We start from the raw sequence: 26,597 nt of genomic DNA on the forward strand, positions 1-26,597 counted from the left end.
CCGCTGGGGCGATCTTGGGGTTCTTTGATCAGAAACTTTGCAGCGGGAAATTCTCGCCTCAGAGATAAAAGATCAAAGGAGAACGAGATGCTGACGAATATGAAAAATATCGCCCTTGCCGCCGGTGTAAGCGTTATTGCGCTGAGCAGCTCTGCTTTTGCCCAAGATAAGATCATGGTCTCGAAAATCGACGTTGAATCCTCTGTCAGCGCGGCTGCAGAGAGCAACGCCATGGACTTCTATCCTGATCTGGAAGAAGACCTGCGCGCCGAAGTGGCAGAGCGTGTGCCGATGAGCAGCGATGGTGCCGATCCGCAGATCAAGATCGATATCCGCAAGATCTCTCTCAACGGCGCAACCATGTTGGCCGACAGTAAAGAATTTAACGAGTTGGAAGGCGTTGTTGATATCACAAGCCCCACCGGTGACAACGCTGGTCTGAGCTTCCCGGTAAAGATCTCGGCCTATAGCGGCGAAGACATCGCACCCGAAGGCTATGTCAACGTGCCGCCGTCTGAGACTGAATTCTACGTGGCGCTCGTGTCGACCTTTGCCGATGTTGTGGCCGAAGGTCTGGCCAATGTGAACACAGCTGGTTCGGCTGTTGATCCCTAAATCCGGCCCTTAAAACCGGATTACGATTACCTCAGGCCGTTCCCCCCTTAGACCGCCTGAGGCAGTAGGCGCGGCTCTTCGGAGCCGCGCCTTTTTCATTCTGCTGCCGTGCCCACTTCGATCACCGGCTCCATCTCGGCGAATTGCTGGGCTGAGAGGTGGCATTTAATCTGATGCCCGTCCGCCATGGTGACCATCGGCGGGACCTCCCGTTCGCAAAGGTCTCCCGGCACCTGTGATTTCCAGCGGCAGCGCGTTTGGAAAGGGCAGCCCGGTGGCGGGTTCATGGCCGAGGGCACGTCGCCTTCGAGGACGATGTGTTTCTTCTTCACCTTGGTATCGGCAATCGGCACGGCACTCAGCAGCGCCTCGGTATAGGGGTGATAGGGCGGCGAGAAGACTTGATCGGTGTCGCCCAATTCGACCACATGGCCCAGATACATCACCATCACCCGGTCGCTGAGATAGCGCACGATGGAGAGGTCATGGCTGATGAACAAGAGCGTCGTCTTCTGTTCGCGCTGAATCTCCATCAACAGGTCTGTCACTGCAGCCTGTACCGAAACATCCAGCGCCGAGACCGGCTCATCCGCCACCACGATCCGCGCGTCACCCGCAAAGGCGCGGGCGATGCCGACCCGCTGTTTTTGCCCGCCGGAAAGTTGCCGCGGCATGCGGGTGGCAAATTCACGCGGCAGTTTGACCAGATCGAGCAGTTCCAGCATCCGCTGCTTGCGCTCTTTCTCATTCTTGCCGATGCGGAAAATTTCCAACGCGCGGATGATCTGCCGCCCGACGGTCATGGAAGGGTTCAGCGTGTCGAAGGGGTTTTGAAAGACCATCTGAACATCGGCGACATTCTTGGTCGTGCGGTCGTCAATCGCCACCCCGCCAATATCCTTGCCGTCAAGGTAGATGTGCCCCTCGGTCGCCGTCTCAAGCCCCATGAGGACCTTGGCGAAGGTGGATTTGCCGCAGCCTGATTCCCCGACAATGGCGAGGGTTTCGCTCTCATGGGCCTCGAAACTCAAGGATTCGTTGGCTTTGACCACCTTGGTATTGCCGCCGCCGAACATGGCATTTGCCGCGACCTGATAGTATTTCTTGAGCTTGTCCATCTTGAGGACGACCTCGCCAACATCGCCCTTTTCCTTGACCTCGGCCAGTTCCAGTGGCGCTTGCCAGTCGATTTCTTGAAAGCGAATACAGCGGGTTTCGTGCCGGTCGTTGCCGGGTACGCTTTCCATCGGGATCGGCGCGGCATCGCAGCGGCCCGCCATGAAATAATCGCAGCGGGGGCCGAAGTTACAGCCGGGCGGGCGTTCATGGGGCAGGGGGAAGTTGCCGGGAATGGCCACAAGAGGGCGCGCGTTCTTGTCAGCGCCGGGCAGAGGGATCGAACGGAAGAGCGCCTGCGTGTAGGGGTGCTGCATCTCGTCGAAGACATCGTGGATGGAGCCCTTCTCGACCGCTTCGCCGGAATACATCACGCAGATACGGTCGCAGGTTTCCAGCACCAGCCCGAGGTTGTGAGAAATGAACAGCATCGAGGTGCCGTATTTCTTACCCAAATCCTTCACCAGATCCACCACCGCCGCTTCGACGGTCACATCAAGCGCGGTCGTCGGCTCATCAAGGATCAGAAGCGAGGGTTCAGACATCAGCGCCATGGCAATCACGATGCGCTGCTGCTGCCCGCCAGAGAGTTGGTGCGGGTAGGCTTTCAAGATGCGCTCTGGATCGGGGAGTTTCACATCCGTGACCACCTGAAGCGCCCGCGCATAGGCTTCTTTCTCGGACATGCCCGCGTGGATCATCGGCACTTCCATCAACTGTTTGCCGATGCGCATGGCGGGGTTGAGGCTGGCCATCGGCTCTTGATAGATCATCGCGATCTCGCTGCCGCGAATGTCGCGTAGTTCTTCGGCGCTCATCTCGCTGAGGTCGCGGCCCTTGAACTTGATGGAGCCGCCGACGATCCGGCCATTGCGGCCCAGATCTTGCATCACGCCCAGCGCCACGGTCGACTTGCCGCAGCCGCTTTCGCCCACCAGCCCCACAGCTTCGCCCGGTTGGACGCTGACAGAGAAATCCATCACGGCCGGAATCTCCCGCAGGCGGGTGAAGAAGGAGATCGACAGGTTGTTGATCTCGAGAATGGGGCCGTCGTAATCAGTCTTTGGCATTTGTCTCTCCCAGTCGGGGGGATCAAAAGGGTCCGGGAGGGGGCGCCCCCCGGAGGATGTTTCTTAGTCGCGCAAGGATTCTTCGCGCAGGCCGTCGGCCAGCAGGTTCAGGCCTAGAACGAGGCTCAGAAGCGCAAGGGCAGGTGCGATGGCCGCGTGCGGGTAGAGCGACAGCAGGCGGCGACCTGCGTTGATCGTGCTGCCCCAATCCGGGCTTTCGCTCTCTAGCCCAAGGCCGAAAAAGCCCAAAGTGCCCAGAAGGATCGTGGTATAACCAATGCGCAGACAGAAATCGACGATCAGCGGGCCACGGGCGTTGGGCAGGATTTCCCACAGCATGATGTACCACGGGCCTTCGCCGCGGGTTTGGGCGGCGGCCACATAGTCGCGGGTTTTGATGTCGAGTGCGAGGCCGCGCACGATGCGGAAGACCGTGGGCGAGTTCACGAAGACGACCGAGACAAAGACCACCAGCACACCGGCGTCGATATCAAAGAGGTCGATCATGCCGGGTAAGCCCGGGATGCGGTAGCTATCCGTCGCCACGATCGCACCGTCGGTAGAGACCAGCGACAGGTACAGCCAGCCGACCACGCCCAGCACCACGATCAGCAGCGGCGTGCGGAACGATGGCTGCGTGTAGTAGCGCGAGTTCAGCAGCACGGCGAGGAAGATCAGCGGGAAGATGAACAGGAACACGGCCATATAGTTCGGAATGCCGGTCAGCACGATCTCGGGCGTGACCAGCAGGTAGAACAGCAAGATCACCGGGAAGGCGAGGATTAGGTTTGCCAAAAAGCTGAGGATCGTATCCAGCCGCCCGCCGTAATAGCCCGCAGGCAGGCCCAGCGTGATCCCCACCATGAAGGCAAAGAGCGTCGCCAGCGGCGCGATCTGCACCACGACCCAAGAGCCCTTGATCAGCCGAGAGAAAACATCGCGGGCAAGGTTATCACCGCCCAACAGGAACCACGGGTATTCGCCCTCATCGGGGCTGCGCAGCGGGGTGCCGGGCAGCTTGTTCTTCATGCCCGACGTTTGGCTGAGGCTGTCGTGGGTCACCAGCAGGTCGAACAACCCGCCAAAAACTCCGGTGAAGACCCAGAACATGACGATGGCAAAGCCGATCATCCCCACGGTGCTATCGAAAAGCTTGCCGTAGAGGCCAAGGCGGCGTTTGAAGTGGATGGAGACGGCGAAGGTCAGGATCAGCGCGATCCAGACCGGCAGCATCTGCTGCGACATGCCGCCGAAGATACCTGCCTGCGGCCCCATGAAGGCACCGGCGACGATATAGATCAGCGCCACAAGGATCAGCAGCGCAAACAGCAGGATCACCGCGCGGTTCAGCCCGCCCGCCACACCGCCCCGTCGGGCAACGGTGCCGTCGGGGTTGATCTCTTGTGCCTCACTGGCAGGCAGGAAGGAAACGACAATCTGTGCCGCGACAGCCAAGGCCAGCATCACGCAAAGGCCGAGGAAGATGATGTTGAGCCCCGCAAGAGACCCGGTCCATGTCAGTTGTTCCATGTCCATGCTCCCTTAAGAAATGCGAATGCGCGGGTTGAGGAAAACGTAGCCGATATCAGAGATCAACTGCGTCACAAGAACGACGATGACCGACACGACCGAAACGGCGAGCAGCAGTTCGATGTCGTTGTTCGCCGCCGCTTGAACGAGGAGCCAGCCGAAGCCCTTGTAGTTGAACAGCGTCTCCACAATCACCACACCGTTCAGCAGCCATGGGATTTGCAGCATGATCACCGTGAAGGGCGCGATCAGCGCGTTGCGCAGGGCGTGTTTCAGCACGATCTCAGAGAATTTCACCCCCTTGAGCCGCGCTGTGCGGATATACTGCGCGGTCATCACCTCGGTCATCGACGCGCGCGTCATCCGGGCGATATAGCCCATGCCGTAGAGCGAGATGGTCAGCACCGGCAGGAAGAAGTTCCAGAAGTTGGCGTCTTTCATGGCAGAGGTCGCGGAGCCGAGAAATAGGGTTTTACTGTCGATCCAGCCCCATTCCGCCAGAAGCGGCGAGAGGCCAAAGCGCGAGGAGGCCAGCACCGCGATGAAGATCACGCCTGAAACATATTCAGGCGTCGCGGTGGTAGCGATAGAGAAGGTCGAGAGCGAACGGTCAAGCTTGGAGCCTTCGCGCATGCCCGCCAGCACACCGACGATCAGCGCCGAAGGGACCATCAGCATCAGCACCCAGAACATCAGCTTGCCTGTCAGTGCGAGACGGGTCAGGACGGTTTCACCGACAGGTTCTTTGAAGACGGTCGAAAACCCCCAGTCGCCCTGCAGGATGCCGCAGCGGGTTGGACGCGCCTCTACCGGGGTGCCGGGGGCGAAACAGCGGCCAAAGGTCTCTTCGGGCGTGTCGCCCTCTGTGACCCATCCGGGCAACACGCCCAGCCATTCGCCGAACTTGTCGACGGTGGGTTGCAGATAGCCGCGGCTTTCAAGGTAGCTGGCCACGGCCTCGTCGGACATGCGGAAGTTGCCTTGGGTTTTGGCGAGCTTTTCGAGGTTCGGATAGAGATTGGTCAGCCAGAATACGATGAACGTCAGGCAGAGCGCCGTCAGCAACATCACACCCAGCCGGCGCAAAATGAATAGTCCCATGTGGTCCCCTGTGGCAGGGTCGGGCGGTGACTTGGCCCGACGATGCGGCCTTTGTGGCCTTTTTGATTTGTGCGGCGCCATCACAGCGCCGGTTCTGTTCGCGGCAGACGTGCTGCCTGTGCGCACTGTGATGCCTAAGACCCATTGGCGGTCTTTCCCAGCGTCACGCGCTTGGTCGTTGATCTGACTGTTTTCAGAGCAGTTCAGCCATCAGGCACATAAATTGGTCGCGCGTCAACATTCGGCTGAGCCGTTTGAGGGAGTTTTTGCGACATTTTGAGGGTCTGAAAGCGACAATTCGGGCAGGGGTCAGCGCAGCTTGCTGGGGGGAAGGCCGCTGTGCTGCTGCATGAAACGGGTGAAATAGGCAGCGGAGCCAAAGCCCAGAGAGGCTGCGATTTCGGCGGCGGTTTGATCGGTTTCGGCCAACAGACGCCGGGCGGCATGGCAACTGCGTTCGGTCAAGAGATCGGCGGCGGATTTGCCGGTGGCCGCTTTGACAGCGCGGGTCAGATGGGTCGGCGTGACGCCCAGTTCCGCTGCGTGATCGGCCATGCTGCCCCCCTTGGGCGCGCGCTGGGCGATCAGGGCGCAGAACCGCGCGCTGAGCCTGTCGCCGGCCTTGGGCCGGGGGGCGGCATGTTCGTCTGACATGATCTGACGGCGGAGCCATACCGATATCAGCGCGACCTGAGCCTTCAGCGCGTCTTGTTGGAGGGGGCGGCCTTGCTGAACCTCCCGCTGGGTCTGTTCGATCAGGGCCGCGATTTCGGATTGGGCCAGACCGTCGCGGATGCGCAACTGGCGCGGCATTTCGGGCAAACGCACATCGCTTTCTTCGGGGATCAGCACCGCATGGCCCAGACATTGATAGCCCAGTTCCAGAGCAAAGAGCGACCGCGCCGGTACCCAGAGCGCGTTATGGGGGCTGATGCCCCGGCGTTGCCCATCCAGCAGCAACCGACCCTGGCCCCGGGTGATCCAGATCAGAAGATGGTGGTCGCGCTCATGGGCGAGGGTCAGCCGCCAATCTTGCCCCGCAGAAAGCTGGGCCAAGGTCTGGGTTTGTATCTGCGTTTGGGGCACGCGGCGCTTTCGTCGAGAAATGGCAACCCTGTCGGGACAATCTACAACGTCACGCTATCGGATGGTTGGAATAACGCAAGAAACTGTGTGCGCCCTGCGGTTATTGCGGCGTCACCCGATGCCAATCTGCCATTTTGCTACGCATCCAAGTGCGCTGCCGTTTGGCGAAGCGGCGGGTGGCAACCACGGCGGCTTCGCGGGCGCGGTGCAGGGGCCAATCGCCGTCAATGTGGCGGATCAGTTCCGGCACGCCGATGGCGCGATGGGCGGGCAGCGTGGGGTCATAACGCGGGCGCAGGGCAGCGACCTCTTCCAAGGCGCCTTGCTCTAACATCAGGTCAAAGCGTTGGGCGATGCGGGCGTTCAGCCAATCCCGCTCAACATCGAAAACGATCGGCAGGCAGTCTGCGAGCGGCAAAAGCGGCGCGCCGGTATCGCGTTGCCAGTCCGACAGGCCGCGCCCGGTGGCCTGCCACACTTCCCAAGCGCGCTGCACCCGCGCGCGGTTGCGCTGGTCAATGCCCGCCGCGGTCTCGGCATCAAGCTGCGCCAGCAAGTCGTTGAGCGTCATGTCATCGCCTTGGGCGCGGACCTCTGGCGGGGTTTCCGGAATTTCGGCCAACCCCTGCGTCAGAGCCGCGAAGTAAAGCCCGGTGCCGCCGGTGATAATCACCCGCTGATCGCCGCCCAGCAGCGGCGCCACCTCGCGCAGCCAATGGCCGGTGGAGTAGGGTGCATCCTCGGCCAGATGACCATAGAGCAGATGCGGCGCACGGGCCTCTTCTTCGGCTGAGGGCCGGGCGCTGATGATGCGCAACGGCGCGTAGACCTGACTGGCATCTGCGTTGACGATCACACCGCCCTGCGCCTCGGCAATGGCGAGTGCCAGGGCGGATTTGCCGCTGGCGGTCGGTCCGGCGATGAGCACCGGGCGCTCGGGCGGCAGGTCTTGCAGCAGCGCGTCAAACTGGGCCTTGGGAATATCCGGCATTTCTTTGCGTCTTCCTTACGTCCCGCATTGAACCTTGGGCGTATTTGCGACATTTTGGCGCGAAATGAAAACCCCTCACCGCCGCAAGGCTCAAATCTCCTCCGGTTGGTGAAATAATAAGGTGTGCCCGATGTCCCAAGACACCCCCCAAGTCTCCTTTAACCGCGTGATGCTAAAGATTTCCGGGGAGGCGCTGATGGGTGACCTCGGCTATGGCCTGCATCCGCCAACCGTCGAACGCATCGCCCGTGAGGTGCAATCGGTGCACAGTCTTGGTGTCGAGATCTGTATGGTCATCGGTGGCGGCAACATTTTCCGCGGGCTGCAAGGCTCGGCGCAGGGGATGGAGCGGACCACGGCGGATTACATGGGCATGCTCGCCACGGTCATGAACGCGCTGGCGATGCAATCGGCGCTCGAAGGTCTGGGCATTCACACGCGGGTGATCAGCGCCATCACGATGAACGAAGTGGCCGAGCCCTATATCCGTCGCCGCGCCGTGCGCCACCTTGAGAAGAAGCGGGTCTGCATCTTTGCCGCGGGCACCGGCAACCCCTATTTCACCACCGACACCGCTGCGACCCTGCGTGCCAATGAAATGTCTTGCGAGGCGATCTTCAAAGGCACCAAGGTCGATGGCGTCTATGACAAGGATCCGGCCAAGTTCGACGACGCGAAGCGCTATGACATGGTGAGCTATGACGACGTGCTGCAAAAGCGGCTTGGGGTGATGGACGCCTCTGCCATCGCGCTGGCGCGGGACAACAACCTGCCGATCATCGTCTTCTCGCTGGACGAGCCGGGCGGCTTCCAAGGCATTTTGGCGGGGCAGGGTACTTACACCCGCGTCGGTTAAGACGCGCACCACAGCGCGGGGATCGTCCTACGGCGGGGCGATTGGCCCGAGGTCGCCGCGCCTCTCGCAAGAGGGCGCGGTTGTCAGATGGTGGCGGAATAATGGGCAGTTGTGAAAGCGCCGCGCCACCGTTAGAAAGCCGTAACGCAAGGAAACAACAAGCAGGCTCGCCATGTCAGACGAATTTATGCTCGATACCGATGATCTTGAACGGCGGATGAACGGCGCGATTGCGTCGCTTCGGACCGAGTTCGCATCGCTGCGCACAGGGCGTGGCTCGGCCTCTATGCTGGAGCCGGTGATGGTTGAGGCTTATGGCCAAATGACCCCGGTGAACCAAGTCGGCACCGTCAACGTGCCAGAGCCGCGCATGGTGACGATCAACGTTTGGGACAAAGGTCTTGTCGGCAAGGTTGAAAAGGCCATCCGTGAAAGCGGTCTGGGCATCAACCCGCAGCTTAATGGCACCATCATCATGCTGCCGATCCCTGAGCTCAACGAAGAGCGCCGCACCCAGTTGACCAAGGTCGCAGGCCAATATGCCGAACACGCACGTGTCTCGATCCGCAACATCCGCCGCGACGGGATGGATCAGATTAAGAAAGCCAAGAACGACGGTGCGATGTCTGAGGATGACCAGAAAATCTGGGAGGGCGAAGTGCAGGACCTGACCAACCGCTTCATCACCCTCATCGATGACCAGCTTGAGACGAAACAGGCCGAAATCATGCAAGTCTGACCCGCGCTTTCGCGCAGGGACATAGAACTTGAAAGAAAAGGTCGAGACATGAGCACCGCCGAAACCCAGCCCCAAACGATACCCGGCGGGCCACGCCATGTGGCGATTATCATGGACGGCAATGGCCGCTGGGCCACCCAACGCGGGCGGCCCCGGCTTTTTGGCCACCACGCCGGTGCCAAGAGGGTGCGCGAGATCGTTGAATGCTGCCCCGATGTGGGGGTGGAGTATCTGACGATCTTTGCCTTCTCGACCGAGAATTGGAAACGCACGCAGGTCGAAGTAGCCGGGCTTATGTCGCTGTTTCGGCGCTATATCTCCAAGGAAATGCGCAGCCTCAGCGAATATGGCGCGCGGGTCCGTTTTATTGGGGACCGCGACCGGCTGGATGACAAGCTCATCAAACTGATGGGAGAGCTTGAGGCCCATACCGCGCATAACACCCGCATTAATCTGACGATTGCGCTGAATTACGGCGGCCGCGATGAGGTGGCCCGCGCCACGCATCGTTTGGCCCAAGATGTCGCCAGCGGCAAACTTGACCCCGACAGCGTGGACGAAGAGACCCTGCCGCGCTACCTCGATACCCATGTGCTGCCCGACCCCGACTTGGTGATCCGCACCAGCGGCGAGGCGCGGATTTCGAACTTTCTGCTGTGGCAATCGGCCTATGCGGAATATGAGTTCATCGACACGCTGTGGCCGGATTTCACCCGCGAGGAATTCGCCCGGCTCTGCGCCGCCTATGGCGGGCGTGACAGGCGGTTCGGTGCGGTCAAGACCTGAGGAGAGCTGCGATGAAATCACCTGAACAATGGTCCGACCTGCGGGCGCGGATGCTGTCTGCCAGCGCCATGATCCTGATTGGCCTGCTGGGCATCTGGCTGGGCGGTGTGGTGTTTCATCTGCTGGTGGCATTGATTTGCGGCATGATGGTCTGGGAATTGGTCGGCATGCTGCGCGGGCCGGGGCAGGCGGAATCTTGGCAGCTTGGGCTGGTGACGGGCGTGGCGGTGTTGGCGTCGGTTTATCTGCCCGTCGGCCTTGGGCTGCCGTTGTTGCTGGCACCCGCGCTTTTGGGCTTCGCGCTATTGAGCGCCAACCGCACGCTTTACATGAGCTTTACCGCCATGATCCTGCTGGCGGGCTTTGGTTTGATCCAGTTGCGCGATGACATGGGCTTTGGCTGGTTGATGTGGCTTGTGCTGGTGGTCGTGGTCACCGATGTGGTGGGCTATTTCGCCGGTCGCGCCATTGGCGGGCCGAAGTTCTGGCCCAAGGTCAGCCCCAAGAAAACATGGTCCGGCACCGCGTCGGGCTGGGTCGGGGCGGCTGTTGTTGGGCTGATCTTTTCCTTCAACACAGGCTTTGGGCTGCAACTTGTTGGCATCTCGGTCGCGCTGTCGATGGCTTCGCAGATGGGCGATATGGCGGAATCGGGGATGAAGCGGAAAATGGGCGTCAAAGACAGCTCGGCGCTGATCCCCGGCCATGGCGGTCTGCTGGACCGCTTTGATGGAATGCTGGGCGCTGCGGTGTTCTTGCTGATCGTCGGGCCGCTGATCGGCTTCCCGCCGGGCGTGAACTGATCCGCTATGCCGCGCAAGATTTCGATACTGGGGGCGACCGGGTCCATCGGTCAAAACACGATTGACCTGATCCGCCGCGCGCCTGACGGCTATGATGTCGTGGCGCTGACCGGGGCGGGTAATATCGCGCAACTGGCGGCGGATGCGAAAGCGCTGAACGCCGAGGTGGCCGTCACCGCACGCGAAGACCTGTTGGACGATCTGCTCGATGCGCTCAGCGGCAGCGGGGTTGAGGCAGCGGCAGGGTCTGACGCGATCGCCGAGGCGGCATCGCGTCCGGCGGATTGGACGATGTCGGCGATCATCGGGGCCGCGGGGTTGGCACCGGGGCTGGCTGCCCTGCGCCAAGGCGGCACACTGGCATTGGCCAATAAGGAATCGCTGGTCTGCGCCGGGGCGCTGATCATGGGCGAAGCCGAGCGCAATGGCGCCACGATCCTGCCGGTCGACAGCGAACATTCCGCCGTTTTCCAAGCGCTGGTGGGCGAGGATATGACCGCTGTTGAGCGCGTCATCATTACTGCCAGCGGCGGCGCGTTTCGCGATTGGCCGCTCAAAGACCTCGCCAATGCGACGCTTGACCAAGCCTCGAACCATCCCAACTGGGACATGGGGCAGCGGATCACCATCGACTCGGCTTCGATGTTTAATAAGGCGATGGAAGTCATTGAAACGCGGGAATTTTTCGGCGTCTCGCCTGAGGCTATCGAAGTGCTGGTGCATCCGCAGTCGATGATCCATGCGTTGGTGGGGTTCTGCGATGGTGGGCTGATGGCCCATGTCGGACCGCCTGACATGCGTCACGCGATTGGCTATGCGCTGCACCACCCGCAGCGGGCACCTTTGCCGGTGGAGCGGCTGGATCTCACCAAGATCGGACGGTTCGATTTTACCGCGCCCGACGACGCCCGCTGGCCCGCGCTGCGCCTCGCGCGGGAGGTCATGGCGGCGGGGGGGCTGATGGGCGCAGTCTTTAACGCGGCCAAGGAAGTGGCGCTGGATGGCTTCATCGCCGGGCAGTTGCGCTTTACAGAAATGGCCGAGATCGTCGAAGAGGTTCTGGACGCACGCGCGTCTGACGCATCTTTGGGTCGGGGCAGTGACGATATGACACTTGATTTGGTGGGCCAAGCCGACCATCTCGCACGTAAGGCCGCGACAGCCGCAATTCATAAAAGAGCAGGATAGCACGTTGGACATCATGGGATATTTGCCGGAGTTCGGCGGGCTGATTTGGACGATATTGGCCTTTGTCGTGGCGCTGTCGGTGATCGTGGCGATCCACGAATACGGCCATTACATCGTTGGCCGTTGGACCGGGATCAAAGCGGATGTCTTCAGTCTGGGCTTCGGCCCGGTGCTGTTTTCGCGCATCGACAAGCGCGGCACGCGCTGGCAGTTCGCGCTGCTGCCCTTTGGCGGCTATGTGAAATTCGCGGGCGATTCCAATGCGGCGTCCGGCAAGGACGAAACCGCGATGGAGGCGCTGGCAGAAGACCCCGAAGCGCTGCGCCACACGATGCACGGCGCGCCGCTTTATGCCCGCGCGCTGACCGTGGCGGCGGGGCCGGTGTTCAACTTTACCCTGTCGATCCTCATCTTTTTCGCCGTGGCGATGACCGCTGGCACCGCCCGCGATCCGCTCACCGTGGGAGAGCTGCGGGAGCTTCCCAACGCTGCCTATGAGTTGCAGCCGGGCGACATTCTGCGCGCGGTCGAAGGCGCGCCGGTGCCCTCGCTCGCTGCCGGTGGGGGCTATGGCGATTTCCTGACGAATTTGCCCCAAGAAGCGGTCTTGAGCTATGACATCACCCGCGATGGGGCAGACCTGACCGTGCCCGGCCCCTATCTGATGCCGCCGCTGGTCAGCAATGTCGCGCCGCAATCGGCAGCGCAAGAGGCGGGTCTGCGCAGCGGTGACGTGATCACCGCCGTCAACGGGCAAGAGATCGTGGCCTTTGGTGAGTTGAAAGAGGTGGTCGAAGCTTCCGAAGGGGCGCCGCAGGAGCTGACCGTCTGGCGCGACGGCGAGAGCCTGCCTTTCACCCTCGTTCCCAAAGCCACGGATGAGCCGCAGCCCGATGGCAGTTTCAAGCAAAATCTGCGCATCGGCATCGTCGGCGGAATGGCCTTCGTGCCCGCAACAGATACGCCCGGCGTGGGGGAGGCGCTTAGCTCGGGCCTAGATAACACTTGGCGCATCATCACCGGGTCAATCTCGGGCCTGCGCGAGATGATCGTCGGCAATATCAGCACCTGCAACCTGAGCGGCCCGGTGGGCATCGCCCAGACTTCGGGCGCGATGGCGAGCCAAGGGGCGCAGTCCTTCATCTATTTCATCGCGGTGCTGAGCACGGCGGTCGGTCTGCTGAACCTCTTCCCAATCCCGGCCTTGGACGGCGGGCATCTGGTGTTTTACGCCTATGAGGCCGTGACCGGCAAACCGCCCAGCGATGGCGCGCTGCGGATTTTGATGACCATGGGCATCGCCTTGGTGCTGACCTTGATGCTCTTTGCACTTGGGAACGACTTGTTCTGCCCATAGGGCCGGGCGGACCCCCTGAGATTGAAAGACAGCCTGCGCCTTGCCCTAACGGGCAGGGCGTAATGCCTTGAAATGGTCATAATTGAACAAAATCGTGCCGCAATCCTTGGCTATGGTCATCTTTCATCAAGAAGGAACCCATGATGCACGTTTTACAAGGATCATACCGCGGCCTCAGCCTGCTTTTGGACCTTAACTGGGACCGTGCGTTCTTTGCCGCGGCCATTGCAGCGGCGCTCTCTGCCGGGGCCTTTGTCGCCTCTCTCTGAATGCTTGCGAGTGCGTGATAGAGAGCCTTATCGGGTGCTGCTGCACGATCTTGGCTCATGATGTCATTCTGGCCCAACTTGCCGCATGATATGGTATATTTTCTCGGCCGTTGCTTTTGACAAACCCCGTTAACCTGCGTAGTCAGGTTGACAACAATGTCGTAAAAAAACGGGTCGGTGTAATGGGACTGAGGAACGAGGGCAGAATGCCCGTCGAGTGGGCGCAGCGCAGCAATGTTGGCAAGACCCTTCGGGGGGCATCGCTTTGTGTCATGTTGTCCGTGGCCTGGCTCGTGCCGGGCAGCCAAGCGCAGGCGCAGCAATATCAGTTCAACACGGTCGTCATCGACGGCAACGAGCGGATCGGCGACAGCGCGATTCTGCGCCGGGCCGGTATCGGGCGCGGGCAGGCGGTGTCGGGCGGTCAGTTGAACGACGCCTATCAGAACCTGCAAAACTCGGGCCTGTTCGAATCCGTCTCTCTTGAGCCGCAGGGCAACACGCTGGTCATCACGGTGGTGGAACTGCCGACGCTGAACCGCGTCAGCTTTGAGGGCAACCGCCGCATCAAGGATGAGATGCTGGCCGAACTCATCGGCTCGACCGAGCGTCGGGTGTTCAATCCCAGCCAAGCCGAGCAAGACGCCGCCGCCATCGCCGAGGCCTATAGTAACGAAGGCCGTCTGTCGGCCCGCGTGCAGCCCCGCATCATCCGCCGCGATCAAAATCGCGTCGATCTGGTGTTCGAAATTTTCGAAGGCGACAACGTCGAGATCGAGCGTCTGAGCTTTGTCGGCAACCGGGTCTATTCCGACCGGCGTCTGCGCCGCGTGCTGGACACCAAACAGGCGGGTCTGTTCCGCCGTTTTGTCAAACGTGACACCTATGTCGAAGGCCGGGTCGAGGCCGATAAGCAGATGCTGCGGGATTTCTACCTCTCGCGCGGCTATGTCGACATGCGTACCGAGGCGGTCAACGCCGAGCTGACCGAAGAACGCGATGGCGTCTTCGTGGCCTATAACATCACCGAGGGGCAGCAGTTCCGTTTCGGCAACGTGTCGGTCGAATCCGAAGTGCCCGGTCTGAACGCCGCCGTGTACCGTGACCTGCTCAAAATCCGCCCCGGCGTGATCTACTCGCCCACTCTGATCGAGAATGACATCGCCCGGATCGAGCGCCAAGCGATCCGCGATGGTGTCGATTTCCTGCGCGTCGAGCCGGTGATCGACCGCAACGACCGTGACCTGTCGCTCAACGTGACCTACAAGTTGTCCCGTGGCGAGCGTATTTTTGTTGAGCGGATCGACATTGAAGGCAACACCACCACGCTTGACCGGGTGATCCGCCGCGAGTTCGACAGCGTGGAGGGTGACCCGTTCAACCCGCGCGAAATTCGCCAAGCGGCAGAACGTATCCGGGCGCTGCAGTATTTTGAGACGGCAGAGGTCAACGCCCGCCAAGGCTCCAGCCCCGAGCAGGTCGTGATTGACGTGGATGTGGAAGAAAAGCCCACCGGCTCGCTGAACTTTGGCGGCTCCTTCTCGAATAACGACGGTTTCGGAGTGGCAGTCAGCTTTCAGGAGGAAAACTTCCTCGGGCGCGGCCAACGGCTGAACCTGTCGATCTCCACCGCCGAAGATGCCACGCGCTATGGCGTGACCTTTGTCGAGCCGCGCTTTTTGGGGCGTGACGTGGCGCTTGGTCTCAAGCTTGATTATGCGGAAACCAATTCGTCTTACACCAGCTATGACACCGAACGTCTGGTGTTCCAGCCCAGCCTGACTTTCCCGGTCAGCGAGAATGGCCGTCTGTCGACGCGCTATACCCTCGAAGGGATCGAGATGCTGGAGCGTGATGATGAGGATAACAGCGCCACCATCGCGAATGAAATCGCGGAGGGCGCGTTGTTCTCTTCCTCCCTCGGCTACACCTACACCTATGACACCCGCCGCACCGGGCTGGACCCGACACAGGGCATCCTGTTCGAGTTCGGGCAGGACTTTGCCGGGCTTGGTGGGGATAACGAGTTTATCAAGACGACAGCCAAGATCGCGGGCGAAAAGCGCATCTTTAACGAGGAAGTGACCCTGCGCGCCACGCTTGAGGGCGGTGCGCTGGCATGGAATGGCGGCACCAACCGCGCGGTTGACCGCTTCATCCTTGGCCCGTCGATCATGCGCGGCTTTGAGCCGGGCGGCATCGGTCCGCGCGATCAGAGCAACGGTGTGGACGACGCACTTGGCGGCAACCTCTTTGCCGTGGCCCGTTTCGAGGCGGAGTTCCCGTTGGGTCTGCCCGAGGAATATGGCATCTCTGGTGGTGTCTTCTATGACGTGGGCAACCTGTGGGATCTGAGCGATGTCGACACCACGGGCGGCACCATCGTCGGCGAAGGCGGTTCTTTCCGCCATGTGATCGGCTTCTCGGTCTTCTGGGACACGCCGCTTGGCCCGCTTCAGTTCAACGTCTCCGACGCACTGAAGAAAGAGAGCTTTGACAAAGAGCAAAGCTTTGAGGTCACGCTGCGGACCACGTTCTAAGCCCATGCGCCGCGCTCTCATCCCCTTGGTGATGATGCTGGCCGGGGTCACCCCCGGCCTCGCGCAGCAGGCCCCCGTGGCAGAGCCGCAAACAAACACGCCAGCCCCCGCGCGGGGCGGTGTGATCAGCCCCGTGCTGACCATCGATTCTGAGCGCCTGTTCCACGACAGTGCCTTTGGCCAGCGCGTCACCCGCGAGATCGAAGTCGAGAGTGAGCAGCTGGCCACCGAAAACCGCGAGATTGAAGCGGCACTAGAGGCGGAAGAACGCGACCTCACCGAAAAACGGTCGCAGATGAAGCCCGCTCAGTTCCGGTTGCTGGCCGATGCCTTTGACGAGAAGGTCCAGCGGACCCGGGCAGAGCAGGCGGCGAAAAACCGGGCGCTGAGCGAGGCGTTGGATCTTAAGCGGGAGCGGTTCCTGTCTGCCGCGGCCCCGGTGCTTGAGCAGTTGATGCGCAATTCCGATGCGGCGGTCATTCTTGAGCGGCGGCGGGTCTTTGTTTCTTCCTCGGTGATTGAGGTCACGGATGAGGCGATTGCCCTGCTGGATGAGGCGATCGGAACCGGGCTGACCGACGCCGACTGATCCGCGCGTTCCGCGGGGATGCTTGCCCCCAGCCGCCTGAATTGGTAGCCATTCAGCAACCTTCTGTTACAAAGGACAGTCCATGACCGAAGAGCTGCTGCGCGCCGATATCCAGTTGATCCAGCGCATCCTGCCGCACCGCTATCCCTTTTTGCTGGTCGACAAGGTCGAAGAGATCAAGGGCACCGAGAGTGCTGTCGGCTACAAGAACGTCACCATGAACGAGCCGCATTTCCAGGGCCATTTCCCCGGCACGCCGATCATGCCGGGCGTCACCATTGTTGAAGCGATGGCCCAGACAGCAGGCGTGATGGTGGGCACCGCCCTTGGCATGCAGGACCGCGATATGCTGATCTATTTCATGTCGATCGACAAATGTAAGTTCCGCCGCAAGGTTGGCCCCGGCGATGTGCTGCGGATGGATCTCACGACCCTGCGCGGCAAGCCGGGTGCGAAAATCTGGAAATTCGGCGGTGTTGCCACGGTCGAGGGCGAAATGGCCGCCGAGGCCGAATTCATGGCGATGTTAGACCTGCCACAGGACGCAGCATGAGCAATATCCACCCCAGTGCCGTGATCGAAGAGGGCGCGCAGATCGACCCTTCGGCGCGCGTCGGCCCCTTTTGCGTCGTCGGGCCTGAGGTCGTGCTGAAGGCGGATGTGGAGTTAAAATCCCATGTCGTCGTCACCGGCCAGACCGAGGTGGGCGCAGGCACGGTGATCTTTCCCTTCGCCGTGATCGGTGAGATTCCGCAGGATTTGAAGTTCAAGGGCGAAGCCAGCCGTCTGGTCATAGGCGAACGCAACCGCATCCGCGAACATGTCACGATGAACTGCGGCACCGAAGGCGGTGGCGGGGTGACGCGCGTGGGCGACGACGGGCTGTTCATGGCGGGCTGTCACATTGCCCATGACGCCATCGTGGGCAACCGGGTGATCGTGGTGAACAACGCCGCCGTGGCGGGGCATTGCGTGCTCGAAGATGACGTGATCATTGGCGGGCTTTCGGGCATCCATCAGTGGGTCCGCATCGGCCAAGGCGCGATCATTGGCGCAGTGACCATGGTGACCAATGATGTGATCCCCTACGGGCTTGTGCAAGCGCCGCGGGGTGATCTGGACGGGTTGAACCTTGTGGGGCTGAAACGCGCCGGTGTGGCACGTAGCGACATCACGGCGCTCAGGGCCGCGTTCCAGATGTTGGCGCAGGGCGAGGGGACATTCTCGGACCGGGCGCGGCGTTTGGGGGACGAGACCCAAAGCGATTACGTCCGCCAGATCGTTGATTTCGTCATGGCCGACACGGGCCGCCATTTCTTGACGCCGAAATGAGCCTTGCGCTGATCGCCGGGCGCGGCGGCTTGCCCGCACGGGTGGCGGCAGCGCAGGCCGAGCCGCCGTTGGTCTGCGCCTATGAGGGCTGCGCGCCCGATGGGTTGAAGCCCGATCTGACCTTTCGGTTGGAGACCTTGGGCAGCCTTCTGGCGCATCTTTTGGGCGTGGGTATTCGAGATGTGTGTCTGTGCGGGGCTATCGACCGGCCCACGCTGGACCCCGCAAAGCTCGATATCCGCACAGCGCCCTTGGTGCCGCAGTTCAAACAGGCACTGGCAGCGGGTGATAATGGGGCGCTTGAGGTGATCAAGACGATTTTCGAAGACCATGGCCTTCGGGTGGTCGGGGCCGATGAACTGGTGCCCGACCTGCTCGCCGACAGCGGTGTACTGTCGCGCGAACTACCAGATGAACAGATGCGCCGGGATGCCGCGCGTGGTGCTGCCGTGCTCGATGGCTTGGCCACGCTCGACATCGGGCAGGCCTGCGTGATTGGGCGTGAGCAGGTCTACGGGGTCGAGACTATCGGGGGTACGGATCATCTGCTTGCAACCCTGCCGGAGGCTATACAGGGCGCGCGCGCAGTGCTCTGCAAAGGCCCGAAAACTGGCCAAATCCGCGAGATTGACCTTCCGACCATCGGCCCCGATACGCTGCGTGCCGCCCATGCGGCGGGGCTGGCGGGCGTGGTGGTCATGGCGGGCGGCGTGATGCTGCTGGAGCGCGACGCCTGCGCGGCGCTGGCCGATGAGCTGGGTCTGGTGCTCTGGGTCCGAGAGGGGGATGCTGCATGAGGGTGTTCATTCTGGCAGGCGAGCCTTCCGGTGACCGGTTGGGCGGTGCGCTGATGGCGGGGCTGAAAGAGCTTTGCCCCGAGGTGACCTTCGACGGCATCGGCGGGCCGATGATGATGGCGCAGGGGCTGGAAAGCCGCTTTGACATGGACGAGCTCAGCGTCATGGGGCTGGCGGAGATCCTGCCCAAGTACCGCGCGCTGATGGCCCGGATCAATGAGACGGCACAGGCGGTGGTCGAGACGAAACCGGATGTGCTCATTACCATCGACAGCCCAGATTTTTCCCTGCGCGTGGCGCGTAAGGTGAAAGAGAAATCCGACATCAGAACAGTGCATTACGTGGCCCCGACTGTCTGGGCATGGCGCCCCGGCCGGGCCGAAAAGATGGCGCGTTCGGTTGATCATGTGCTGGCGCTGTTCCCCTTCGAGCCGCCCTATATGGAAGCGGCGGGCATGGCCTGCGATTTCGTCGGGCACCCGGTGGTGGCCGAGCCAATAGCCGATGACGCCGCCGCTGCGGCCTTCCGCGCCGAGCACCGTCTTGCCGATGCACCGCTGTTGCTGGCGTTGCCCGGCTCGCGCCGGGGCGAGGTCACCCGGCTGGCACCAGTGTTCCAGCAGGTTGTCGCGCGGCTGGTCGAGGCAGAGCCGGCCTTGCGCGTCGTGGTGCCAGCGGCGGCCCCCGTGGCGGCATTGGTCAAACAGGTGACGCGCAATTGGGCGGGCAACCCGCTGGTGCTGGACCCGCGTGATATGGCGTCCGAAGAGTTCACCGCCACCAAACGCGCCGCCTTTCGCGCGGCGGATGTGGCGCTGGCGGCCTCGGGCACCGTGTCGCTGGAACTGGCCGCGGTGAACACGCCAATGGTCATCGCCTATGACATGAACTGGATCAGCCGCCAGATCATCGGGCGGATGCTGCGGGTGGATACGGTAACGCTGGTCAACCTCGTCTCGGAAACCCGCGTGGTGCCGGAGTTCATCGGGGCGAACTGCCGCCCCGGACCCATCGCCGAAGGCGTCTTGCAGGTGTTGCGGGCACCGGGCGCACAAAAGGACGCGATGGCGCTGACGATGCAACGTTTGGGGCAGGGTGGCGAGGCACCGGGCCTGCGGGCCGCACGGGCGGTGCTGGCCCGGATGTAGACGGGATCAGCCCCGGTGAATCCAGCCGCCGCCGAAGATGCGTGTGCTTTCAGGATCATAGAACACACAGGCCTGACCCGGCGACACGCCTTCCTCGGCGGTCAGCAGTTCAACCTCGGCCTCGGTCGCGCTGATCGGGCGCAGGATCGCATCGCGCGGCGGACGGGTGGAGCGGACGCGCACGGCGATGTGCCACTCCGGGCGCGAGGTCAGGGGCTCATCGCCCAGCCAGTTGATCTCTCGCACCGGGATCTTGCGGGTGGCGAGCATGGATTTCGGGCCGACGACGACCTCTTTGCGCTCGGCATCCAACCTCACCACATAGAGCGGGTCGGCCAGACCACCGATGCCCAAGCCCCGGCGCTGGCCGATGGTGTAGTGGATCACACCCTCATGTTTCGCCAGCACATTGCCCTCGGTATCGACGATATTGCCGGGATCGGCAGCCTCAGGCCGTAGTTTGCGGATCACCGCGGCATAGTCGCCATTGGGGACGAAACAGATGTCCTGACTGTCGGGCTTATCCGCGACTTCCAGCCCGTATTTCGCGGCTAGCTTGCGGGTGTCGTCCTTACTGGGCAGATGGCCCAGCGGGAAGCGCAGGTAGTCGAGTTGCTCTTCGGTGGTGGAGAATAGGAAATAGCTTTGGTCGCGGTTGCCATCGGCGGCGGCGTGTAGCTCTGGCCCGTTTTCGCCCATCTTGCGCTGGATATAATGACCGGTGGCCATACAGTCGGCCTCAAGATCCTTGGCGGTTTCCAGCAAGTCCTTGAACTTGACCCGCTCGTTGCAGCGGATGCAGGGCACGGGCGTGGCACCGCCGAGGTAGCTGTCGGCGAAATCATCGATCACGGCGTCCTTAAAGACGTTCTCATAGTCCAGCACGTAGTGCGGGAAGCCCATCTCTTCGGCCACGCGGCGGGCGTCCTGAATGTCGACGCCCGCGCAGCAGGCACCTTTTTTGGCCAGCGCGGCGCCGTGATCGTAAAGCTGCAGGGTCACGCCCACGACGTCATAGCCTTCGTCCTTGAGCATGGCCGCCACGACGGAACTGTCCACACCGCCCGACATCGCCACGACGACGCGCGTATCGGCGGGCGCCTTGGCAAAGCCAAGCGAATTAAGCGGCGGTGTCTGATCAAGGGCCATGGGTCTCTCCGGAGTTTGTGCGCGAATATAGGAAAATCCTACCTAGTCACAAGGGCAGGCTTCACGCCGCGTTAAGGCAGATGGGGGTTATTGGCCGCCAGAACAATGGCGGATGATGCGATGTACCTGAAAAAAGTCGATGGGCCACGGTCTGTTACCCTCGCTGACGGGAGCGTGATGTCACGCGCCGATTTGCCCGGCGCAGATACGCGAAGGTGGGTCGCCTCGCGCAAGGCAGCGGTGGTGCGGGGGGTGGTCTATGGGCTGATCACCCAATCCGAAGCGCTGGAGCGTTATGGCATTAGCGATGACGAATTTATGGAATGGTTGCATGCGGTTACAGAGCATGGAGAGGCCGCGCTGAAGGCCACTGCCTTAAAAAAGTATAGACAACTTTAAGTTGTTAAGCTAGCCTATCTAGTATCGGTAACGGGTAGTTAACCTTTTTTGCTCAAGATTAGCCAATCGTCCTAGATGAGCCGGAGAAACCGAATGCGTGTATTGTTAGTTGAAGATGACCCGACGACCTCTCGCAGTATTGAACTCATGCTGACCCATGCGAATCTTAACGTCTATGCCACTGACCTAGGCGAAGAGGGAATCGATCTGGCCAAGCTCTATGACTATGATTTGATCCTGCTCGACCTCGATCTGCCGGATATGAACGGCCATGATGTGCTGCGCCAATTGCGGCTGGCGCGGATTGAAACGCCGATCCTGATCCTGTCGGGGTCCGACGATACGGAAAACAAACTCAGGGGATTTGGATTTGGTGCCGACGATTATTTGACCAAACCATTTCACCGCGAAGAATTGGTGGCCCGGATCCACGCCATCATCCGCCGTTCCAAGGGTCATTCCCAATCGGTGATTGAGACGGGGCAAGTCGCCGTGAACCTTGATGCCAAGACCGTCAGCGTCAACGACAGCCCCGTGCATTTGACCGGTAAGGAATATCAGATGCTGGAACTGCTGAGCCTGCGCAAGGGCACGACCCTGACCAAAGAGATGTTTCTCAACCACCTCTATGGCGGCATGGATGAGCCTGAACTGAAGATCATCGATGTTTTTATCTGCAAGCTGCGCAAAAAGCTCAGCCAAGCCACAGGCGGAGAGAGCTATATCGAAACTGTCTGGGGCCGGGGCTATGTGCTGCGCGACCCCGAACCGGCGCAGATGGATCTGGCCGCCAGCGCCTGAACTGCCATCAACCGAGCCTGAAATCGCTAGACCTGCCCCTGATCGCCACCTATCTAAGCCACAGGTGACAATATCGGGGGCAGATCGTGACATCCCAGATCGAGGTTGAAGCGCTGACCAAAGCGCAGGCAGAGACGGAACTGGTTCGGCTGGCCGAGGTGCTGAACGAGGCGAACACCGCCTATCATACGGAAGATGCACCAGAAATTTCCGACGCGGACTATGACGCGCTCAAACGGCGCAATGCCGCGATCGAAGCGCGCTTCCCCGACATCAAGCGCGCTGACAGCCCGTCAGAGCAAGTCGGCGCGCCGGTCGCCGAAGGGTTCGGCAAAGTGCGGCATGCGGTGCCGATGCTCTCGCTCGCCAATGCTTTCGACGCCGAGGAAGTCACTGAGTTCGACGCCCGGATCCGCAAGTACCTTGGGCTGGGGTCGGATGCGCCACTGGCCTATACGGCCGAGCCCAAGATCGACGGGCTGTCGCTGTCCCTGCGCTACGAAAAGGGTGTGCTGGTGCAGGCCGCCACGCGGGGCGATGGCGCGGTGGGCGAAAATGTCACCGCCAACGCCCGCACCATTGAAAACATCCCGCAAGAGTTAAAGAACGCGCCGGACCTGCTGGAGGTGCGCGGCGAAGTCTATATGAGCCACGCCGATTTCGCGGCACTGAACGCGCGGCAGGCAGAAAGGGGCGGCAAAACCTTTGCCAACCCGCGCAATGCCGCCGCCGGATCCCTGCGGCAGCTCGACGCAGAGATTACCCGCGTCCGGCCATTGCAGTTTTTCGCCTATGCTTGGGGTGCGCTCTCGGAACCCTTGGCTGAGACGCAAAAGGGCGCAATTGACCGATTGACGGAACTGGGATTTTCGACCAACCCTCTGACCGCGCTTTGTGACGGGCCAAGTGATATGGTCGCCCATTACGAAAAGATCGAAGCGCAGCGCGCCACGCTGGGCTATGACATTGATGGCGTCGTCTACAAGGTCGACGATCTCGCGCTTCAGGAACGGCTTGGCTTTCGCTCCACCACGCCGCGTTGGGCCGTCGCCCATAAATTCGCCGCCGAATTGGCGTGGACCCGGCTTGAGGGGATCGACATTCAAGTTGGGCGCACCGGTGCTTTGTCGCCCGTGGCGCGGTTGCAGCCGGTCACGGTGGGCGGGGTCGTCGTCTCCAACGCGACGCTGCACAACGAAGATTACATCAAAGGGCTCGACAGCAAGGGCGCCGAAATCCGCGGCGGCAAGGACGTGCGCGTGGGCGATTGGGTGCAGATATACCGCGCGGGCGATGTGATCCCCAAAGTGGCCGACGTGGACCTGTCGAAACGTCCCTCTGATGCCGAGGCCTTTGTCTATCCCACCACCTGCCCCGAATGCGGGTCGGATGCGATCCGGGAGCCGGGCGATGCGGTGCGGCGCTGCACCGGTGGGTTGATCTGCCCGGCGCAGGCCGTTGAAAAGCTTATCCATTTCGTCAGCCGCAAGGCATTTGATATCGACGGTCTGGGGGCCAAACAGGTCGAACAGTTTTACCATGACGGCTGGATCGCGGAGCCTGCGGATATTTTCACCTTGAAAGAGCGTTACGGCACCGGCGTGCAGCAGTTGAAAAACCGCGAAGGCTGGGGGCCGAAATCGGCGGATAACCTGTTTCAGGCCATCGAAGATCGCCGTGAAATACCGATGGCGCGTCTGATTTTTGCCCTTGGTATTCGCCATGTTGGCGAGGCGGCGTCGAGCCTGATCGCGCTGCACTACGGCGATTGGGACAGTTTTGAGGCTGCCATGGCCGAGGCGCGCGGGCTCGACGGCCCCGCTTGGGATGATCTGATTGGCGTCGATGGTGTCGGCAGCGTCATGGCGGGCTCGCTGGTCTCGGCCTTTGCGCAAGAGGCAGAGCGCGCCTCAATCGACCGGTTGGTGGCGCATCTGACCGTGATTCCGGCGGAACGCCCCGACACCGAAGGCAGCCCTGTCGCAGGCAAGACCGTCGTCTTTACCGGCACTTTGGAGAAGATGAGCCGGGCTGAGGCCAAGGCCCGGGCGGAGCGTTTGGGGGCCAAGGTCTCAGGCTCGGTCAGCGGCAAAACCGATATTCTGGTCGCCGGGCTGGGGGCGGGGTCTAAGGCCACGAAGGCCGCCGATCTGGGGGTCGAGACGATGGATGAAGATGGCTGGCTCGCCTTGATCGAAGGCAAATGAGCGGTAGGCCGGAACAGCTTTTCCCGCTTTTTGCGGGGCTCGAAACGCTCGAAGGGGTGGGGCCAAAGACAGCGCAGTTGCTGGGCCAGTTGGGCATCCAAGCGCCGCGCGATCTGATCTTTACCCTGCCGCACTCCGGTGTCGACCGCCGTCTGCGCGACAGTGTGAAGGACGCGCATCTGCCTGCGACACTCACCGTGGCCGTCACCATCGGCGCGCACCGTCCGGCACGCAGCAAAGGCGGTGCTTACCGCATCACGGTCGAGGACGCGCAGACCAGTTTCCAACTGGTCTATTTCCACGCGCGCGGCGACTACTGGCAGCGGCAATTGCCCGAGGGCAGCTGCCGCATCGTTTCGGGTCGGGTGGAGTTTTTTGACGGGATGGCGCAGATGGTCCACCCGGATTTCGCCGTGCCGGAAGATCAAGCGGGCGATATTCCTGACTTTGAGCCGGTCTATCCGCTCACCTCTGGGCTGACGCAAAAGGTAATGTACAAGGCCACCCGAGGCGCGTTGAAACGGCTGCCGGTGGTGGCGGAATGGGCCGATCCCGGGCAGGTAGCGCAGGCCCCTTGGCCCGATTTCGCCGCCGCCGCAGAGGCCGCGCATGACCCGCAGAACGCCCAAGACCTCACCGCCACGGCCCCGGCGCGGGAGCGGTTGGCCTATGATGAGCTTTTTGCCCATCAAGTGACCCTCGCCTTGGCGCGGCAGAATGAGCGGCGCAAGATGGGGCGGGCGAACCGGGGCGACGGGCGTTTGCAAGAGCGGGTGTTGTCTTCCTTGCCCTATCGGCCCACCGGCGCACAGCAGCGCGCCGTCGAAGAGATCACCGCCGACATGGGCCGCGAGACACGCATGAACCGGCTGTTGCAGGGCGATGTGGGGGCGGGCAAGACGCTGGTCGCCTTCATGGCGCTTTTGCGCGCCGTTGAGGCGGGCGGGCAAGCGGTGCTGATGGCGCCGACGGAAATCCTTGCACGTCAGCACCTTATGGGGCTGCAACCGCTGGCGGAACAGGCGGGCGTGGTGCTGGAACTCCTCACCGGGCGCGACAAAGGGGCAGAGCGGCGGGCCAAGCTCGCGGCACTGGATCGCGGCGACATCCAGATCCTCGTCGGCACCCATGCGGTGTTTCAGGCGGATGTGAGCTTTGCCGATCTGCGCCTTGCGGTGGTCGACGAACAACACCGTTTTGGCGTGCGGCAGCGGCTGGAATTGGGCCGCAAGGGGCGGCTGGCTGATGTGCTGGTGATGACCGCCACACCGATCCCGCGCAGCCTGGCGCTGGCGCAATACGGTGATATGGATGTCTCCATCCTTGACGAAAAGCCGCCCGGTCGGCAGCCCATTCGCACGGCGCTGGTCTCGACCTCACGGATGGATGAGGTCATCGACCGGATGCGTCACGCCATCAGCGAAGGGCGGCAATGCTACTGGGTTTGCCCGCTGGTGGAAGAAAGCGAGGTCAGCGACCTGACGGCAGCGGAAGACCGGTTCAAACGGCTCCGCGCGGCGTTGGGCGAAGGGGTCGTTGGCTTGGTCCATGGGCAGATGCCGCCCGCCGAAAAAGACGCGGCGATGCGTGCCTTCCAAGCGGGAGAGACCAAAGTGCTGGTGGCCACCACGGTGATCGAAGTTGGCGTGGACGTGCCCAATGCGACGATCATGGTGGTGGAACGGGCCGAGATTTTCGGCCTTGCGCAGTTGCACCAGCTGCGCGGCCGTGTTGGGCGGGGCACCGGGGCGTCGACCTGTCTTTTGATGTATCAAGCCCCCCTCAGCGATACGGGCCGGCAACGGCTTGAGGTGCTGCGCGAATCCGAAGACGGTTTCGTCATTGCCGAAACTGATCTGAAAATGCGCGGCACGGGCGATCTTATCGGCACCGCGCAATCGGGCGTGCCGCGCTTTCGCGTGGCCGATCTGGAGCGTCAGGCGGGTTTGATGGCGGTGGCGCAATCGGATGCCCGAAAGCTTTTGGTTGATGATCCCACCCTCGAAGGGCCGCGCGGCAGGGCGGTAAGGCTGCTGCTATGGCTCATGCGGCAGGACGAGGCGATCCGTTTGATAACAGTGGGTTAGCGCCTAAACTCTCTTTATGTTCGCGTATGTTCTCAAAAAGT

General features: G+C 61.7%; 24 protein-coding genes. 18 read left to right on the forward strand and 6 right to left on the reverse strand.

The genetic code is table 11. The features are described from left to right. The first annotated feature begins 87 nt into the window (after nucleotides 1–87). A complete protein-coding gene (locus T8A63_RS07730) occupies nucleotides 88–615 on the forward strand; it encodes a hypothetical protein (protein ID WP_322345432.1) in 528 nt (175 codons plus the stop codon). A gap of 95 nt (nucleotides 616–710) precedes the next feature. Here the strand turns inward: T8A63_RS07730 and T8A63_RS07735 are convergent, their stop codons facing one another. The 5 genes from T8A63_RS07735 to miaA all read right to left on the reverse strand — a co-directional run bounded on the left by T8A63_RS07735 (nucleotide 711) and on the right by miaA (nucleotide 7,509). Further along, nucleotides 711–2,801: an ABC transporter ATP-binding protein gene (locus tag T8A63_RS07735; RefSeq protein ID WP_322345433.1), complete on the reverse strand. Its 2,091-nt coding sequence runs from the start codon at nucleotides 2,799–2,801 to the stop codon at nucleotides 711–713. Between the two features lie 63 nt (nucleotides 2,802–2,864). After that, the gene (locus T8A63_RS07740) at nucleotides 2,865–4,331 is read right to left on the reverse strand and encodes an ABC transporter permease (protein ID WP_322345434.1); all 1,467 of its coding nucleotides are present in this window, start codon (nucleotides 4,329–4,331) and stop codon (nucleotides 2,865–2,867) included. Between the two features lie 12 nt (nucleotides 4,332–4,343). Continuing rightward, on the reverse strand, nucleotides 4,344–5,432 hold the full coding sequence (locus T8A63_RS07745) for an ABC transporter permease (RefSeq protein ID WP_067628867.1): 1,089 nt from the start codon (nucleotides 5,430–5,432) through the stop codon (nucleotides 4,344–4,346). A gap of 309 nt (nucleotides 5,433–5,741) precedes the next feature. Beyond that, on the reverse strand, nucleotides 5,742–6,518 hold the full coding sequence (locus T8A63_RS07750; protein ID WP_322345435.1) for an AraC family transcriptional regulator: 777 nt from the start codon (nucleotides 6,516–6,518) through the stop codon (nucleotides 5,742–5,744). Between the two features lie 100 nt (nucleotides 6,519–6,618). Then, nucleotides 6,619–7,509, reverse strand: coding sequence for a tRNA (adenosine(37)-N6)-dimethylallyltransferase MiaA (gene miaA / locus T8A63_RS07755; protein WP_322345436.1), 891 nt, complete (start codon nucleotides 7,507–7,509; stop codon nucleotides 6,619–6,621). Between the two features lie 130 nt (nucleotides 7,510–7,639). Here miaA and pyrH point away from each other — a divergent pair, with 130 nt between their 5' ends. From pyrH to lpxB, 13 genes are all read left to right on the forward strand, one after another. Further along, nucleotides 7,640–8,365 (forward strand): UMP kinase, encoded by a 726-nt coding sequence (gene pyrH, locus T8A63_RS07760; RefSeq protein ID WP_067628872.1) that lies wholly within the window; start codon nucleotides 7,640–7,642, stop codon nucleotides 8,363–8,365. A 172-nt stretch (nucleotides 8,366–8,537) separates the two neighbouring features. Beyond that, nucleotides 8,538–9,104, forward strand: a complete 567-nt coding sequence (frr, locus tag T8A63_RS07765) for a ribosome recycling factor (protein WP_007120421.1) — start codon at nucleotides 8,538–8,540, stop codon at nucleotides 9,102–9,104. Between the two features lie 48 nt (nucleotides 9,105–9,152). Next, nucleotides 9,153–9,890, forward strand: coding sequence for a polyprenyl diphosphate synthase (gene uppS, locus T8A63_RS07770; RefSeq protein ID WP_300053616.1), 738 nt, complete (start codon nucleotides 9,153–9,155; stop codon nucleotides 9,888–9,890). Nucleotides 9,891–9,901: 11 nt separating this feature from the next. Continuing rightward, nucleotides 9,902–10,693, forward strand: coding sequence for a phosphatidate cytidylyltransferase (locus tag T8A63_RS07775; protein WP_322345437.1), 792 nt, complete (start codon nucleotides 9,902–9,904; stop codon nucleotides 10,691–10,693). Between the two features lie 6 nt (nucleotides 10,694–10,699). Continuing rightward, a complete protein-coding gene (gene dxr / locus T8A63_RS07780; protein ID WP_322345438.1) occupies nucleotides 10,700–11,881 on the forward strand; it encodes a 1-deoxy-D-xylulose-5-phosphate reductoisomerase in 1,182 nt (393 codons plus the stop codon). A gap of 13 nt (nucleotides 11,882–11,894) precedes the next feature. Then, nucleotides 11,895–13,238: an RIP metalloprotease RseP gene (rseP, locus tag T8A63_RS07785; protein WP_416153246.1), complete on the forward strand. Its 1,344-nt coding sequence runs from the start codon at nucleotides 11,895–11,897 to the stop codon at nucleotides 13,236–13,238. A gap of 143 nt (nucleotides 13,239–13,381) precedes the next feature. After that, complete coding sequence (locus tag T8A63_RS07790) at nucleotides 13,382–13,507, forward strand: hypothetical protein (RefSeq protein WP_260009468.1); 126 nt, start codon at nucleotides 13,382–13,384, stop codon at nucleotides 13,505–13,507. 206 nt (nucleotides 13,508–13,713) lie between these two features. Next, nucleotides 13,714–16,047 carry an outer membrane protein assembly factor BamA gene (bamA, locus tag T8A63_RS07795; RefSeq protein WP_322345440.1) on the forward strand — a complete coding sequence of 778 codons (2,334 nt, stop codon included), beginning with the start codon at nucleotides 13,714–13,716 and terminating at the stop codon, nucleotides 16,045–16,047. Between the two features lie 4 nt (nucleotides 16,048–16,051). Then, the gene (locus tag T8A63_RS07800; protein ID WP_322345441.1) at nucleotides 16,052–16,636 is read left to right on the forward strand and encodes an OmpH family outer membrane protein; all 585 of its coding nucleotides are present in this window, start codon (nucleotides 16,052–16,054) and stop codon (nucleotides 16,634–16,636) included. A gap of 82 nt (nucleotides 16,637–16,718) precedes the next feature. Continuing rightward, complete coding sequence (gene fabZ, locus T8A63_RS07805) at nucleotides 16,719–17,189, forward strand: 3-hydroxyacyl-ACP dehydratase FabZ (RefSeq protein WP_067628883.1); 471 nt, start codon at nucleotides 16,719–16,721, stop codon at nucleotides 17,187–17,189. Beyond that, nucleotides 17,186–17,968 carry an acyl-ACP--UDP-N-acetylglucosamine O-acyltransferase gene (gene lpxA, locus T8A63_RS07810; RefSeq protein WP_067939984.1) on the forward strand — a complete coding sequence of 261 codons (783 nt, stop codon included), beginning with the start codon at nucleotides 17,186–17,188 and terminating at the stop codon, nucleotides 17,966–17,968. The genes fabZ and lpxA overlap by 4 nt, the downstream gene beginning before the upstream one ends. Further along, complete coding sequence (locus T8A63_RS07815) at nucleotides 17,965–18,765, forward strand: LpxI family protein (RefSeq protein WP_322345442.1); 801 nt, start codon at nucleotides 17,965–17,967, stop codon at nucleotides 18,763–18,765. The genes lpxA and T8A63_RS07815 overlap by 4 nt, the downstream gene beginning before the upstream one ends. After that, complete coding sequence (gene lpxB / locus T8A63_RS07820; protein ID WP_322345443.1) at nucleotides 18,762–19,913, forward strand: lipid-A-disaccharide synthase; 1,152 nt, start codon at nucleotides 18,762–18,764, stop codon at nucleotides 19,911–19,913. The genes T8A63_RS07815 and lpxB overlap by 4 nt, the downstream gene beginning before the upstream one ends. A gap of 6 nt (nucleotides 19,914–19,919) precedes the next feature. Here lpxB and mnmA read toward each other — a convergent pair whose 3' ends face one another. Then, the gene (gene mnmA, locus T8A63_RS07825) at nucleotides 19,920–21,062 is read right to left on the reverse strand and encodes a tRNA 2-thiouridine(34) synthase MnmA (protein ID WP_322345444.1); all 1,143 of its coding nucleotides are present in this window, start codon (nucleotides 21,060–21,062) and stop codon (nucleotides 19,920–19,922) included. 120 nt (nucleotides 21,063–21,182) lie between these two features. Between mnmA and T8A63_RS07830 the strand changes: the two genes are divergently transcribed. From T8A63_RS07830 to recG, 4 genes are all read left to right on the forward strand, one after another. Then, entirely contained in the window at nucleotides 21,183–21,461 is a 279-nt protein-coding gene (locus T8A63_RS07830) for a DUF1153 domain-containing protein (RefSeq protein ID WP_067939991.1), read from the forward strand. A gap of 93 nt (nucleotides 21,462–21,554) precedes the next feature. Then, nucleotides 21,555–22,262 (forward strand): response regulator transcription factor CtrA, encoded by a 708-nt coding sequence (gene ctrA, locus T8A63_RS07835; RefSeq protein WP_067626480.1) that lies wholly within the window; start codon nucleotides 21,555–21,557, stop codon nucleotides 22,260–22,262. An 86-nt stretch (nucleotides 22,263–22,348) separates the two neighbouring features. Next, nucleotides 22,349–24,469, forward strand: coding sequence for an NAD-dependent DNA ligase LigA (gene ligA, locus T8A63_RS07840; RefSeq protein WP_322345445.1), 2,121 nt, complete (start codon nucleotides 22,349–22,351; stop codon nucleotides 24,467–24,469). Continuing rightward, on the forward strand, nucleotides 24,466–26,556 hold the full coding sequence (gene recG / locus T8A63_RS07845) for an ATP-dependent DNA helicase RecG (RefSeq protein WP_322345446.1): 2,091 nt from the start codon (nucleotides 24,466–24,468) through the stop codon (nucleotides 26,554–26,556). Before ligA ends, recG begins: the two co-directional genes overlap by 4 nt. The last annotated feature ends 41 nt before the right edge of the window (nucleotides 26,557–26,597 follow it).

Origin of the sequence: Sulfitobacter sp. OXR-159, assembly GCF_034377145.1 — a bacterium.
Taxonomy (GTDB): domain Bacteria; phylum Pseudomonadota; class Alphaproteobacteria; order Rhodobacterales; family Rhodobacteraceae; genus Sulfitobacter.